Origin of the sequence: Klebsiella sp. JB_Kp031, assembly GCF_040064295.1 — a bacterium.
GTDB lineage: Bacteria > Pseudomonadota > Gammaproteobacteria > Enterobacterales > Enterobacteriaceae > Klebsiella > Klebsiella quasipneumoniae.
On record NZ_JBEAJW010000039.1, the window covers coordinates 117,842 to 131,293 of the forward strand.

The following is a 13,452-nucleotide window of genomic DNA, read 5'->3' on the forward strand; positions in this document are numbered from 1 at the left end:
TACTGAAACGTCGTTCAGGTTAGCATGTTTCCCACTTCTGAATCTTATCTATCTGGAGCTTTATCATGTCGCCTCGTCGTTACAACCCCGACCGCCGCCGTGACGTGCTGCTGGAACGTATTAATCTCGATATTACCGATGCTGTCGCACACTCCCTGCGGGAAGATTTGGGCGGCGAAGTCGACGCCAGCAACGATATTAGCGCACAATTATTGCCGCAGGATGCACGCTCCCATGCGGTGGTCATTACCCGCGAAGATGGCGTCTTCTGTGGTAAACGCTGGGTGGAAGAGGTCTTCATTCAGCTCGCCGGTGACGACGTGAATATCACCTGGCACGTCGCCGATGGCGATGCGGTCAAAGCCGATCAACCCCTGTTCGAGCTGGAAGGCCCATCGCGCATTCTGCTCACTGGCGAACGTACGGCGCTGAACTTTGTACAAACCCTCTCCGGCGTCGCCAGCGTTGTCCGCCGCTATGTCGACCTGCTGGCGGGCACCAAAACCCAACTCCTGGATACGCGCAAAACGCTGCCAGGGCTGCGTACCGCTTTGAAATACGCGGTTCTCTGCGGCGGCGGCGCCAACCACCGCCTGGGGCTGTTCGACGCTTTCCTGATTAAAGAAAACCACATCATCGCCTCCGGCTCGATCCGTCAGGCGGTGGAAAAGGCGTTCTGGCTGCATCCTGATGTGCCGGTGGAAGTGGAAGTGGAAACGCTGGATGAGCTGGAGCAGGCGTTAAAAGCCGGGGCCGATATCATTATGCTCGATAACTTCACCACCGACCTGATGCGCGAGGCGGTGAAAATCACCGCTGGCCAGGCGTCGCTCGAGGTCTCCGGCAACGTCACCTTTGACACCATCCGCGAATTTGCCGACACCGGGGTCGACTATATCTCCGTCGGGGCCCTGACCAAACATGTGCAGGCGCTCGACCTGTCGATGCGTTTTCGCTGAAGATTGGGCCTTCACGTTTCCGGCGTGAAGGCCTGAATTTGCGACCCGACTCGCAGCCGCTCTTGCTCACCATGCAATCCCGCTAAAAACCCTGGAACCCGGTTTCCCGGATCGTTTTCGTCTCCTCGCCTGTCCCCCTGAATCCCGTCACAGTGCTTCTGTCACAACAAGGAGCGACTTATGGATAAACAACGAGGTTTTACCCTGATTGAACTGATGGTGGTCATCGGCATCATCGCCATTCTCAGCGCCATCGGCATCCCGGCCTACCAGAACTACCTGCGTAAAGCCGCCCTCACCGATCTGCTGCAGACCTTTGTCCCCTACCGGACGGCAATTGAACTTTGCGCGCTCGATCATGGCGGCCTGACGACATGCGACGGCGGCAGCAATGGCATCCCCTCGCCAACCACCACGCGCTACCTCTCCGCCATGAGCGTGGCAAAAGGGGTCGTTACCCTCACCGGCCAGGAAAGTCTCAACGGACTGGGCGTCACCCTAACCCCGACCTGGGATAACGCCGAGGGCGTCACCGGCTGGCAGCGGGTCTGCACTATCACCGACAACAGCGCGCTTCAGCAGGCCTGCGAAGACGTCTTCCGCGTGAAGTGAGGGCGACAACATGAAAACAGAACAGCTGCTCCCTCTCTGTCGTCGCCATCACGCCCTGCTGCTGCACAGCGATGAGCAGACGATATCCATTGCGGTGGTCGATACCCCGCCGACGGAGCTAATGGAGGCGCTACGTTTCGCGACGCAAAAACGGATCGATATTGAATGCTGGAGCCAGGAGCAGATGGATAAGCGCCTGCACGTCCAGGAAAAGCAGGCGCTGCTGGCGCAAAATGCAGGCCCGGAAAACATCGCCGAACGGGTCAATCAGATCCTCGAGCAGGCCCTGCGTCAGCGGGCCTCCGATATTCATATCGAACCCACGGAAACGCACTTACGGATCCGCCTGCGTGTCGATGGCGTGCTACACGCCCTGCCGCTGCTGGCGCCCGAGCTGGCCGCGCCGGTTATCGCACGACTCAAGGTGATGGCCAGTCTCGATATCGCCGAGCATCGTTTGCCGCAGGATGGTCAGTTCGCGCTGAACCTCGCCGGACGGCCGCTCTCCTTTCGCATCGCCACTCTGCCCTGCCGCTATGGCGAGAAAATTGTCCTGCGCCTTCTGCATCAGGTTGACCAGGCGCTGGATCTGGAGGCGCTCGGCCTCTCATCCTCTCAGTTGGCGGCCTTCCGCCAGGCGCTGAATCAGCCGCAGGGGCTGCTGCTGGTCACTGGCCCAACCGGAAGCGGGAAAACGGTGACCCTCTACAGCGCCCTGCAGGCGCGAAACCGGGAACAAGTGAACATCTGTAGCGTCGAGGATCCTCTGGAGATCCCCATCGCCGGGATGAACCAGACGCAAATCAACCCGCGCGCCGGGCTGACCTTTCACAGCGTACTGCGCGCCCTGTTACGTCAGGATCCGGATATTGTGATGGTGGGTGAAATCCGCGATGCCGAAACCGCTGAAATCGCGCTGAAAGCCGCCCAAACGGGTCATCTGGTGCTCTCTACTCTGCACACCAATTCCACCAGCGAAACCCTCACCCGCCTGCAGCAAATGGGCATCGCCCGCTGGATGATCTCCTCTGCGCTCTCGCTGGTTATCGCCCAGCGTCTGGTCCGCAAGCTGTGCCCCCACTGCCGGCGCAATGCCGGCAGTGCCGCCGACCTGCCGCACAGTCTGTGGCCCCGTCCGTTGCCGCGCTGGCAGGCCGCGGGCTGCGAACACTGTTATCACGGGTATCACGGCAGGCTGGCGCTGTTCGAGGTCTTGCCTGTCACTCCGGGGCTACGTCAGGGGATAGTCCAGGGGCTCAACGCCATTGAGATCGAATCTCTGGCGCGAGCCGCGGGCATGATGACGATCTTCGAAAGCGGATGTCAGGCTATTGAACAGGGCTTGACCAGCCTCGAAGAGGTGGTGCGGGTGTTGGGGATCCCCCATGGCGACTAAGCGTCTCTGGCGCTGGCGAGGCGTCGATGCGCAAGGCGCTCCTTGTCAGGGGATGCTATGGCAAGCCAGTCGTCCGGAGGTGCTGCATCACCTCCAGCAGCAGCGCATCCTGCCGTTGGCTATACGCCGCTGTACGGTGAAGCAAAGCCTGTGGCACCCGCGCTACAGCAGCGAAACAATCCGCCAGTTGGCAACCCTGCTGCAGGCCGGGCTACCGTTGGCGGAAGGGTTATCGCTGCTGGCGCAGCAGCAACCGCATGGGCAGTGGCAGGCGCTGCTTGAGGCGCTGGGCCGCGAACTGGCCCAGGGCGTGACTTTCTCTGCCGCACTGGCGCAGTGGCCGCAGGCTTTTCCGCCACTGTATCTGGCGATGATTAGCACTGGCGAACTGACGGGCAAGCTCGATATTTGCTGCCAGCAGCTGGCCAACCAGCAGCAGGAGCAGCAGCGGCTCGCCGGCAAGGTCAAGAAGGCGCTGCGCTACCCGCTGATCGTGCTCACACTGGCGCTGCTGGTGGTGCTGGGGATGCTTTATTTTGTCCTTCCTGAATTCACTGCCATCTACCAGACGTTCAATACGCCGCTGCCGTTATTAACGCGAATGGTTATTGCGGCAGGGGACATGCTGAACCGCGGCTGGCCGTTACTGCTGGCCTTTCTGCTGAGCCCGCTGCTGCTCAACCAGCTGGTCCGGCAGCGCGCCGACTGGCTGCTGCGTCGCCAGCAACTGCTTAACGCGCTCCCTCTCATCGGCCCCCTGATCGGCGGTCAACAGCTGAGCCTGATATTCACCGTTCTGGCGTTAACCCAAAGTGCCGGTATCAGCTTTCTACAGGGGCTGCAAAGCGTTGAAGAGACCCTGTCGTGCCCGCTGTGGCGCCAGCGCCTGGCGCAGGCCCGCGCGCTGATCGTTCAGGGGGATCCGATCTGGCAGGCGTTAAGCCGCTGCGGCGGTTTTACACCGCTGTGTCTGCAGCTCATCCGCACTGGGGAAAGCGCGGGGGTACTGGATCAGATGCTGGAAAACCTGGCGCATCATCATCGTGAGCAGACCCATCAGCGAGCCGACAGTCTGGCTGCGCATCTGGAACCCCTGATGCTGGTGATAACCGGCTCGCTGGTCGGGCTCCTGGTGGTGGCGATGTATTTGCCCGTTTTTCATCTGGGCGATGCCATTGGCGGGGCGGGAGGATAAGCAACGCTGGCACCGCGCAGGCGCCAGCGCAGCCGGTTACAGGCTATTGAATACCCGGTTCTCTTGTTCCTGAACGCGGATAAAGGTGGTGCGTTTGGTCAGCTCTTTCAGTCGCGAGGCGCCAACGTAGGTGCAGGCAGAGCGCAGGCCGCCGAGAATGTCGCGCGCGGTATTGTCCACCGGGCCACGCAGCGGCAGCTTAACGGTTTTCCCTTCCGCCGCGCGGTATTTCGCGACACCGCCCACATGGCGGGTCATCGCCGATTCGGAGCTCATACCGTAAAACAGCATGAATTTTTCACCGTTCTCTTCAACCACAGTACCGCCGCTCTCTTCGTGGCCCGCCAGCATACCGCCGAGCATCACGAAATCAGCGCCGCCGCCGAAGGCTTTCGCCACATCGCCCGGCATGGTGCAACCGCCATCGCTGATGATCTGGCCGCCAAGGCCATGTGCGGCATCAGCACACTCGATCACGGCGGAGAGCTGCGGGTAGCCGACCCCGGTTTTGACGCGGGTGGTGCAGACGGAGCCCGGGCCAATGCCAACTTTGACGATATCGGCGCCGGAGAGGATCAGCTCTTCACACATTTCACCGGTGACCACGTTCCCGGCAATAATGGTTTTTTGCGGCCAGGCTTCGCGCGCCTTCGCCACAAACTGGACGAAGTGTTCAGAGTAGCCATTGGCGACGTCAATGCACACAAAGTTCAATTGTGGGTTCTGAGAGAGGATCTGTTGCGTTTTATCAAAATCCGCATCGGAAGTACCGGTGGAAACCATCACATGCTTGAGAACGTCTGCGGATACGCTCTGGACAAACGCCTGCCATTCTTCCGCGGTGTAGTGCTTGTGTACTGCCGTCAGAATGCCAAAAGTGGCCAGCGCTTTCGCCATGCTGAAGGTGCCGACGGTGTCCATGTTAGCCGCAATAATCGGCACACCGGACCAGGTCAGGCCTGAATGTTTAAAGGTGAATTCACGTGCCAGCTCAACATCAGAACGGCTTTTGAGGGTAGAGCGTTTCGGGCGGATAAGAACGTCTTTGAAACCAAGCTTCAGATCTTCTTCAATACGCATGTGCGAATTCCTGGGGTTAATGGCATTAATGTGAGAGCACAACTCCAGTGACGTTATCATACGCACGAATCAGGCCCGCGCAAGACTGCGATTTTCACTTTTTTTACGCTACAATCGTATAAATTTACCTGGTGAATGGAGAAAAAAGCGCTTATATCTCCACCCGCCAGCGCATTATTTTTAACCATTTGATTTGCTTGATTAAAAGAAACAGAATAGCGGACGGCGCTCCCGGCTGGCACGGGGCCATCACGACAAGATCGCTCTCGCCTCTCCGGCATACTGCCCGTCCTCGCTGTCTGAATACCAAAAATACGAGCAATCCGTTTCAGGGTCAGAAGATATGGGGTACACAGTCGCGTTAACAGGCGGGATTGGCAGCGGTAAAAGTACGGTCGCCGACGCCTTCGCGCAGCTCGGGATTAAGGTTATCGATGCCGATGTTATCGCCCGCCAGGTGGTCGAACCCGGCACCCCGGCGCTCCAGGCCATTGCCGGCCACTTCGGGCCACAGATGATTGCCCCCGACGGCACGCTAAACCGCCGTCTGCTGCGGGAAAAAATTTTTGCTCAGGTGGAGGAAAAAGCCTGGCTCAACGCGCTGTTGCATCCGCTGATTCAGCAGGAAACGCGCCGCCAGATGCAGGCCGCCACCTCCCCTTATCTCCTCTGGGTCGTACCTTTGCTGGTCGAAAACCGCCTGTCCAGCCAGGCCGATCGCGTACTGGTCGTCGATGTGCCAAAAGAGACGCAAATCGAACGCACCATGCTGCGCGATAAGGTCAGCCGCGAACATGCTGAACATATTCTTGCCGCCCAGGCCACGCGCGAGCAGCGCCTGGCAATCGCGGACGATGTTATTGAAAACACTGGCACTCCGGATGCAGTGGCATCGGATGTTGCCCGCCTGCACGAAAAGTACTTAACGCTGGCATTGCAGGCCGCCTCACAGGAAAACTCGTAATGCATACCCCCGTTCTGTTTGAACATCCTCTTAATGAGAAAATGCGCACCTGGCTGCGCATCGAATTTCTGATCCAGCAAATGGCTTTCCATCCGATGATTGCCAGCCATGCCGATGCGCTCCATTTTTTCCGTAACGCCGGCGATCTGCTGGATGTCCTGGAGCGCGGCGAGGTGCGTACCGATCTGGTCAAAGAGCTGGAGCGCCAGCAGCGTAAGCTCCAGTCCTGGGCAGAAGTGCCGGGAGTCGATCAGGAGCGCATTAACGCGCTGCGCCAGCAGCTCAAGCAGTCTTCCAGCACCCTGATGGCCGCGCCACGCATTGGTCAGTTTCTGCGTGAAGATCGCCTGATTGCGCTAGTGCGTCAGCGTCTGAGTATCCCTGGAGGCTGCTGCAGCTTCGATTTACCGACCCTGCATATCTGGCTCCATATGCCGCAGGCGCATCGTGACGAGCAGGTGGCCAGCTGGCTTGCCAGCCTCGCTCCTTTGGTCCAGTCCCTGAGCCTGATCCTCGATCTGATTCGTAACTCCGGACAGTTTCGCAAACAGACCAGCCTCAATGGCTTTTATCAGGATAATGGCGAAGATGCCGATCTGCTGCGCCTGCGTCTCGATCTGGCCCACCAGCTTTATCCGCAGATCTCTGGCCATAAAAGCCGTTTCGCCATCCGCTTCCTGCCGCTGGACAGTGAGTATGGGATCGTGCCGGAGCGCTTTGATTTTGAACTGGCCTGCTGTTAAGGAGATAACATGTCAGAAGAGACTATCGTCAATTGTCCGACCTGCGGCAAAAATGTGGTTTGGGGCGAACAAAGCCCCTATCGTCCGTTCTGCAGCAAGCGCTGCCAGCTGATCGATTTGGGAGAATGGGCAGCAGAGGAGAAGCGCATCCCCAGCGCGGGCGATCTCTCCGATAGCGATGACTGGAGCGAGCAGCAGCCCTGATTTGACGGCACGCTAACCCAACGCCTGTTGGGTTAGTCTCCCGACCCGGGGCTCAGCCCTGGGCGATAAGTTTGCGGATAACCGGTTCATTCGCCGGGGGAAACGCTTCCGGATCCAGCGCCTGCCGCGTCATCCACTGTCCCGGCTGCCCCTCTTTGCCCCAGGGCTCGCCTTCCCAGCTTTCCACGAGGAAAAACCACAGCGTAATGTGGCGATCGGGGAACTGATACTCCAGCTTATCAAATAGTGAAAAGGTAGTGGCCGTAATTCCCACCTCTTCCTGCAGCTCGCGGATCAACGCCTGCTCCGGCGTTTCATCAGATTCAATCTTCCCGCCCGGGAACTCCAGCTTATTCGCCATATGGGCATCCGCGGCGCGCTGGGTAATAAAGATGTCGCCTTCTGGATTGCGAATTATCCCTACGGCGATTTGCAGTTTTTTCATTGAATCAGCTCCATAAAAAAGGCGCAGAACTCTGCGCCTTTGTTTTTTTATCAGCCCTTAGCTCAGACGGCCATGGCACTGTTTGTATTTTTTACCGGAACCGCACGGGCAAGGATCGTTACGCCCCACTTTACGTTCGCCGGTTTGTGCCGCCAGATCCTGTGCAGCGGCTTCATCATCGCTCTGATGGCTGAGCTGCTGCATCTGCGCCAGGCGCTCGGCCTCTTCACGACGTTGCTGCTCCATCGCCTCGACTTCTTCCGGCATCCGCACCTGCACTTTGCTCAGGGTGCTGATCACTTCATACTTCAGTGACTCCAGCATCGCGGCAAACATAGAGAACGATTCGCGCTTGTACTCCTGCTTCGGATCTTTCTGCGCATAGCCGCGCAGGTGGATACCCTGGCGCAGGTAGTCCATCGCCGCCAGATGTTCTTTCCACAGTGAATCCAGAGTCTGGAGCATCACGCCTTTCTCGAAGTGGCGCATCATTTCAGCGCCGACCACTTCTTCTTTACGCTGGTAGGTCTCTACCGCGCTCTGCAGAATACGTTCGCGCAGGGTCTCTTCATGCAGCTCCGGCTCTTTATCCAGCCACTCTTTGATTGGCAGGTCGAGGTCGAAGTCGTTTTTCAGACGCTCCTGCAGGCCTTCGATATCCCACATCTCCTCTAGCGACTGCGGCGGAATATGGGCATCGATAGTCGCCTTAAACACGTCTTCGCGGATGCTGTTGATGGTTTCGCTGACATCAGACACGTCCAGCAGTTCGTTACGCTGGGTGTAAATCGCCCGGCGCTGGTCGTTGGCCACATCATCATATTCCAGCAACTGCTTACGAATATCGAAGTTACGGCTCTCGACTTTACGCTGCGCGTTGGCGATAGCCTTGGTGACCCACGGGTGCTCAATAGCTTCGCCAGGTTTCATCCCCAGTTTACGCATCATGCCGGAAACGCGATCGGAGGCGAAGATACGCATCAGGGCATCTTCCATCGACAGGTAGAAGCGGGAAGAACCGGCATCCCCCTGACGACCGGCACGGCCGCGCAGCTGGTTATCGATACGGCGTGATTCATGACGCTCGGTACCGATAATGTGCAGGCCGCCTGCGGCCAGTACCGCATCGTGGCGCACCTGCCAGTCGGCTTTGATTTTTTCAATCTGCTCAGGCGTTGGATTTTCCAGCGCCGCGACTTCCGCCTGCCAGCTACCGCCGAGCATAATATCGGTACCACGGCCCGCCATGTTGGTAGCGATGGTCACCGCGGAAGGATAGCCTGCCTGAGCGACGATATCCGCTTCGCTGGCATGGAACTTGGCGTTCAGAACGTTGTGCTTAATGCCGGCTTTGGTCAGCTCACGGGAAACCACTTCCGATTTCTCGATCGAGATTGTCCCCACCAACACCGGCTGACCGGCTGCGGTACGGGTTTTGATATCTTCGATAATCGCCTGAATTTTTTCCGCTTCGGTCATATAGACCAGATCCGCCATGTCTTTACGGATCATCGGACGGTTGGTCGGCACGACCACGGTATCCAGCTTATAGATAGAGCTGAATTCAAAGGCTTCAGTATCGGCGGTACCGGTCATCCCCGCCAGTTTCTCATACAGACGGAAATAGTTCTGGAAGGTGATAGAGGCCAGGGTCTGGTTCTCGTTCTGGATCTCCACGCCCTCTTTGGCCTCAACGGCCTGGTGCAGACCATCGGACCAGCGGCGGCCCTGCATTGTACGACCAGTGTGCTCATCGACGATGATAACTTCGCCATCTTTAACAATGTAGTCAACGTCGCGGGTGAACAGCGCATGGGCGCGCAGCGCGGCGGTGACGTGGTGCATCAGCATAATGTTGGTCGGGGAGTACAGGGACTCACCTTCATCCATAATGCCTTCCTGTACCAGCAGCTCTTCAATCAGCACCAGACCACGTTCGGTCAGGTTAACCTGACGCGCTTTTTCATCCACCGAGAAGTGGCCTTCGCCGGTGAAGGTGTCCGAATCTTCTTTTTCCTGACGGATCAGGTGCGGAATGATCTTGTTGACCTTACGGTACATTTCAGAGCTGTCTTCCGCCGGGCCGGAAATGATCAGCGGCGTACGCGCCTCATCGATCAGGATGGAGTCCACCTCATCCACCAGCGCATAGTGCAGTTTACGCTGAACGCGCTCTTCCGGGCTGAAGGCCATGTTGTCGCGCAGGTAGTCGAAGCCGTATTCGTTGTTGGTGCCATAGGTGATATCGGCAGCGTAGGCTTCACGCTTCGCCGGCGCCGGCAGGCCGGACATGTTGATGCCAACCGTCATGCCGAGGAATTCAAACAGCGGGCGGTTATTTTCGGCGTCACGCTGCGCCAGATAGTCGTTGACGGTCACCACGTGAACGCCTTTGCCGGTCAGCGCATTGAGGTAGGCCGGCAGGGTCGCGGTCAGGGTTTTACCTTCACCGGTACGCATCTCGGCGATGCAGCGATCGTTAAGCACCATACCGCCCAGCAGCTGGACGTCGAAGTGGCGCATGCCGAACACACGCTTACTGGCTTCGCGAACGACGGCGAACGCTTCAGGGATCAGGTTTTCCAGCACTTCGCCTTTTTCCAGGCGCGCGCGGAATTCAGCGGTTTTCGCTTTCAGCTCGTCATCAGAGAGTTTTTCCATCGCCGGTTCCATACCGTTGATGATATTGACGACTTTGCGCATACGACGCAGCGTACGGTCGTTACGGCTGCCGAAAACCTTAGTTAACATTTTAATAAGCATAATAAAATCTCAAACGCCCCGCGGTGCGGAGTCACAAAAAATAGGATGGTCCGTGGTTATTTTCAGCTGAGACGTTGAGGCCCTGCGCGGATCCCCGCCACCTGGCTTATCCAGGCGCTGACGCGGAAGGCAGAATATGAGGAAGGGATATACACCGCCTGGCGGATCACTACCGGCGGCGTACTGTCCTGCGTCAGCAGCGCGCTGAGCGTGTCGAGCAGCGCCAGATGCTGCGCCTGCAGCGGAGACGCTTCTTCCGCCACCGGCAACGCCTGCGGCGCCATGGCGAAAGAGAGATGACGAATAACGGTGCGAATGGCATGCTGATGCCAGTAGTCGACGGTAAAGTTGGGCCGGCGATTCGTCTCCAGCAGCGCCAGCTGGGAGAAATTAACTTTACTCGGGTTGTGGTTGCTGGCGGTCGCCTTTGCTGGCGTCGCGGTCTCATGGCCGTTGCTTAGCGCAGGCAGGCCGAGGCTGGCCGCGACCATCCCCAACAGGAGATGCGGCCAAAAATACCGTCTGCCAAACTGTCGCCAGCGCGTCAGCAATCCACTCACGTTCATTACCTTTCTTTGGTATACCCGTCGTCGTTCAGGCTGTCTCTTTATTGACGTTTTTCGCAGGACAACCTGATGTCCACGGGGTAAAGCAACCCGGAGAAATAATTTTGCGCTCAAATACTAACATTAATAGCGCGCTGAGGCAGCATGAATGAAGGCCGTTGCCCGGGGAAAACGCTTAATAAAGCAGCGAACGCGCGCTAATTATTACCCAGCGATCGCAGCGAAAAATAACGGGAAGAGGCTATAAAAGAAAAACGACTGGTTCCCTGGTCGGAGAGAGTACCAGGTTACCAGTCGAATTTACTGAATGGTCAGGCTTACGCCAGAACCATCGACGGTGCGCGGAACGCCATTGGCAATTTTGCGTCGTCTTCGAAGGTCACATACTCCCAGGCTTCCTGTTTTGCCAGAACAGCCTGCAGCAGTTTGTTGTTCAACGCGTGACCCGATTTGTACGCCGTGAATGCGCCGATAATGTTGTGACCACACATAAACAGGTCACCGATCGCATCCAGCATTTTGTGGCGAACAAATTCGTCTTCAAAGCGCAGACCGTCTTCGTTCAGTACGCGATAATCGTCAACAACGATGGCACAATCGAAGCTGCCGCCCAGGCACAGGCCACGGGACTGCAGATATTCGATATCGCGCATGAAACCGAAGGTACGCGCACGGCTAATCTGACGCATGAACGCATCGGCCGAGAAGTTCAGCGTATAGCGCTGGGTGCTGGCATCAATCGCCGGATGGTTAAAATCGATGGTGAAGTCCAGCGAAAAACCATTGTACGGTTTGAATTCAGCCCATTTGTCGCCATCTTCGACGCGAACCGTCTCTTTGATACGTACAAATTTCTTGGCGCAGTTCAGTTCATCGATGCCGGCGTCCAGCAACAGATAAACGAACGGAGCCGCACTGCCGTCCATAATCGGGATTTCCGGTGCATCGACTTCAACAATAATGTTGTCGATACCCAGGCCAGCCAATGCGGCGTTCAGGTGTTCAACCGTAGAAATCCGCACGTCATGCTCATTAACCAGGCAAGTACAGAGCATGGTATCACGCACAGATTTGGCATCAGCCGGAAAATCTACCGGTGGATTCAAGTCGGTGCGACGATAGATGACCCCGGTATTTGCCGGCGCAGGGCGTAACGTCAGTGTGACTTTCTTGCCGGTATGCAAACCGACACCAGTCGCCTGAACGATACGTTTAAGAGTCCTTTGTTTGATCATCGTATAATCTCGCCAATTTACCTATCCAACCGAAGTGTACACCACTATCGGGAGGCCAGTTTAGCACAAAGAGCGCAGATGCCCAACTTCCAGTCGATTCTTAATCGGCTTGCTTACGCAGGAAGGCTGGGATATCCAGATAATCCGGCTCTTTCGCGGTTTGCGGCGTATTGTCGTTCACCACTTTTGCCGCCGGCTTCTGCTCTTGCGTCAGCGGGGACATACCGTGCTGCTGGTAGCGATCCATCACCGGCTGCTGAACCTGTTTGTTGGTCACCAGGGTAATTTCCGGACGCTTGTCCATGCCGATACCGGTCGCCACTACGGTGACGCGCAGTTCGTCGTTCATATCCGGGTCCAGAGAGGTACCGATAACCACGGTGGCGTTATCCGAGGCAAATGCGCGGATGGTGTTACCCACGGTTTCGAACTCATCCAGACGCAGGTCGAAGCCCGCGGTGATGTTAACCAGCACGCCGCGCGCACCGGACAGGTCGATATCTTCCAGCAGCGGAGAAGAGATGGCCATTTCAGCCGCTTCTTCCGCACGGTCTTCACCGCTCGCCACGCCGGAGCCCATCATCGCGTAGCCCATTTCAGACATCACGGTACGGACGTCCGCGAAGTCAACGTTCATCAGACCCGGACGGGTGATCAGTTCAGCGATACCCTGCACCGCGCCTTTGAGGACGTCGTTTGCCGCGCCGAACGCGTCAAGCAGAGAAATACCGCGGCCAAGTACTTTCAGCAGCTTGTCGTTTGGGATGGTAATCAGTGAGTCAACGTGCTTGGACAGCTCGGTGATCCCCTGCTCAGCAAACGCCATGCGCTTCTTACCTTCAAAATTAAACGGCTTAGTGACCACCGCAACGGTGAGGATCCCCAGATCCTTAGCCACTTCGGCAACAACAGGCGCCGCGCCGGTACCGGTACCGCCGCCCATGCCTGCCGCGATGAACACCATGTCTGCGCCATCAAGGGCAGCACGCAGCGCTTCACGGTCTTCGTCCGCCGCATTACGGCCGACTTCCGGGTTCGCGCCAGCGCCCAGACCTTTGGTAATACCGCTACCGATCTGGATAGTCTGGCCAACAGCCGTTTTACGCAGCGCCTGCGCATCGGTGTTCACCGCGAAGAATTCAACACCCTCAATGCGCTCGCGCACCATGTGTTCAACGGCATTACCGCCGCCGCCACCGACGCCGATGACTTTAATCACCGCGTCGTTGGTCAGTTCCATAGGTTCAAACATAGTTTCTCTCCGTCTTGTGCCTGTCGCCTGAGAACGCT

Annotated in this window: 13 protein-coding genes; 7 read left to right on the top strand and 6 right to left on the bottom strand. The window is 57.5% G+C overall.

What is annotated here, in order from left to right; translation table 11 throughout:
• Nucleotides 1-65 precede the first annotated feature (65 nt).
• The 4 genes from nadC (at nt 66) to hofC (ending at nt 4,162) form a co-directional block, all read left to right on the top strand.
• Nucleotides 66-959 (top strand): carboxylating nicotinate-nucleotide diphosphorylase, encoded by an 894-nt coding sequence (nadC, locus tag ABLV64_RS19115; RefSeq protein WP_004204359.1) that lies wholly within the window; start codon nt 66-68, stop codon nt 957-959.
• Nucleotides 960-1,139: 180 nt separating this feature from the next.
• A complete protein-coding gene (gene ppdD / locus ABLV64_RS19120) occupies nt 1,140-1,571 on the top strand; it encodes a prepilin peptidase-dependent pilin (RefSeq protein ID WP_004204358.1) in 432 nt (143 codons plus the stop codon).
• Nucleotides 1,572-1,581: 10 nt separating this feature from the next.
• The gene (gene gspE / locus ABLV64_RS19125; RefSeq protein ID WP_348842992.1) at nt 1,582-2,967 is read left to right on the top strand and encodes a type II secretion system protein GspE; all 1,386 of its coding nucleotides are present in this window, start codon (nt 1,582-1,584) and stop codon (nt 2,965-2,967) included.
• Nucleotides 2,957-4,162 carry a protein transport protein HofC gene (gene hofC / locus ABLV64_RS19130; RefSeq protein ID WP_348842993.1) on the top strand — a complete coding sequence of 402 codons (1,206 nt, stop codon included), beginning with the start codon at nt 2,957-2,959 and terminating at the stop codon, nt 4,160-4,162. Before gspE ends, hofC begins: the two co-directional genes overlap by 11 nt.
• Before the next feature lie 36 nt (nt 4,163-4,198).
• Here hofC and ABLV64_RS19135 read toward each other — a convergent pair whose 3' ends face one another.
• Nucleotides 4,199-5,242 carry a GMP reductase gene (locus tag ABLV64_RS19135; RefSeq protein ID WP_100050947.1) on the bottom strand — a complete coding sequence of 348 codons (1,044 nt, stop codon included), beginning with the start codon at nt 5,240-5,242 and terminating at the stop codon, nt 4,199-4,201.
• A 343-nt stretch (nt 5,243-5,585) separates the two neighbouring features.
• On the opposite strand from ABLV64_RS19135, the gene coaE reads away from it, so the two are divergent.
• From coaE to yacG, 3 genes are read left to right on the top strand one after another with little or no spacing between them, the layout of a single operon-like run.
• Nucleotides 5,586-6,206 carry a dephospho-CoA kinase gene (coaE, locus tag ABLV64_RS19140; RefSeq protein ID WP_048294157.1) on the top strand — a complete coding sequence of 207 codons (621 nt, stop codon included), beginning with the start codon at nt 5,586-5,588 and terminating at the stop codon, nt 6,204-6,206.
• Entirely contained in the window at nt 6,206-6,949 is a 744-nt protein-coding gene (gene zapD, locus ABLV64_RS19145) for a cell division protein ZapD (RefSeq protein ID WP_032455555.1), read from the top strand. Before coaE ends, zapD begins: the two co-directional genes overlap by 1 nt.
• Nucleotides 6,950-6,958: 9 nt before the next feature.
• Nucleotides 6,959-7,153 carry a DNA gyrase inhibitor YacG gene (yacG, locus tag ABLV64_RS19150; RefSeq protein WP_004204348.1) on the top strand — a complete coding sequence of 65 codons (195 nt, stop codon included), beginning with the start codon at nt 6,959-6,961 and terminating at the stop codon, nt 7,151-7,153.
• Nucleotides 7,154-7,205: 52 nt separating this feature from the next.
• On the opposite strand, the gene mutT is transcribed toward yacG, so the two are convergent.
• From mutT to ftsZ, 5 genes are all read right to left on the bottom strand, one after another.
• Nucleotides 7,206-7,598, bottom strand: coding sequence for an 8-oxo-dGTP diphosphatase MutT (gene mutT / locus ABLV64_RS19155; protein WP_017901183.1), 393 nt, complete (start codon nt 7,596-7,598; stop codon nt 7,206-7,208).
• Between the two features lie 57 nt (nt 7,599-7,655).
• The gene (gene secA, locus ABLV64_RS19160; protein ID WP_004204346.1) at nt 7,656-10,361 is read right to left on the bottom strand and encodes a preprotein translocase subunit SecA; all 2,706 of its coding nucleotides are present in this window, start codon (nt 10,359-10,361) and stop codon (nt 7,656-7,658) included.
• A gap of 62 nt (nt 10,362-10,423) precedes the next feature.
• Nucleotides 10,424-10,921, bottom strand: coding sequence for a secA translation cis-regulator SecM (gene secM / locus ABLV64_RS19165; protein ID WP_004204345.1), 498 nt, complete (start codon nt 10,919-10,921; stop codon nt 10,424-10,426).
• Between the two features lie 323 nt (nt 10,922-11,244).
• Entirely contained in the window at nt 11,245-12,162 is a 918-nt protein-coding gene (gene lpxC, locus ABLV64_RS19170; RefSeq protein WP_002888632.1) for a UDP-3-O-acyl-N-acetylglucosamine deacetylase, read from the bottom strand.
• Nucleotides 12,163-12,262: 100 nt separating this feature from the next.
• The gene (gene ftsZ, locus ABLV64_RS19175) at nt 12,263-13,414 is read right to left on the bottom strand and encodes a cell division protein FtsZ (protein WP_002888628.1); all 1,152 of its coding nucleotides are present in this window, start codon (nt 13,412-13,414) and stop codon (nt 12,263-12,265) included.
• Nucleotides 13,415-13,452: the final 38 nt, after the last annotated feature.

Excerpts from the sequence above, each read along its gene's own strand:
- nadC (WP_004204359.1), top strand. The coding sequence starts at position 66 with ATGTCGCCTCGTCGTTACAACCCCGACCGCCGCCGTGACGTGCTGCTG.
- ppdD (WP_004204358.1), top strand. The coding sequence starts at position 1,140 with ATGGATAAACAACGAGGTTTTACCCTGATTGAACTGATGGTGGTCATC.
- gspE (WP_348842992.1), top strand. The coding sequence starts at position 1,582 with ATGAAAACAGAACAGCTGCTCCCTCTCTGTCGTCGCCATCACGCCCTG.
- hofC (WP_348842993.1), top strand. The coding sequence starts at position 2,957 with ATGGCGACTAAGCGTCTCTGGCGCTGGCGAGGCGTCGATGCGCAAGGC.
- ABLV64_RS19135 (WP_100050947.1), bottom strand. The coding sequence starts at position 5,242 with ATGCGTATTGAAGAAGATCTGAAGCTTGGTTTCAAAGACGTTCTTATC.
- coaE (WP_048294157.1), top strand. The coding sequence starts at position 5,586 with ATGGGGTACACAGTCGCGTTAACAGGCGGGATTGGCAGCGGTAAAAGT.
- zapD (WP_032455555.1), top strand. The coding sequence starts at position 6,206 with ATGCATACCCCCGTTCTGTTTGAACATCCTCTTAATGAGAAAATGCGC.
- yacG (WP_004204348.1), top strand. The coding sequence starts at position 6,959 with ATGTCAGAAGAGACTATCGTCAATTGTCCGACCTGCGGCAAAAATGTG.
- mutT (WP_017901183.1), bottom strand. The coding sequence starts at position 7,598 with ATGAAAAAACTGCAAATCGCCGTAGGGATAATTCGCAATCCAGAAGGC.
- secA (WP_004204346.1), bottom strand. The coding sequence starts at position 10,361 with ATGCTTATTAAAATGTTAACTAAGGTTTTCGGCAGCCGTAACGACCGT.
- lpxC (WP_002888632.1), bottom strand. The coding sequence starts at position 12,162 with ATGATCAAACAAAGGACTCTTAAACGTATCGTTCAGGCGACTGGTGTC.
- ftsZ (WP_002888628.1), bottom strand. The coding sequence starts at position 13,414 with ATGTTTGAACCTATGGAACTGACCAACGACGCGGTGATTAAAGTCATC.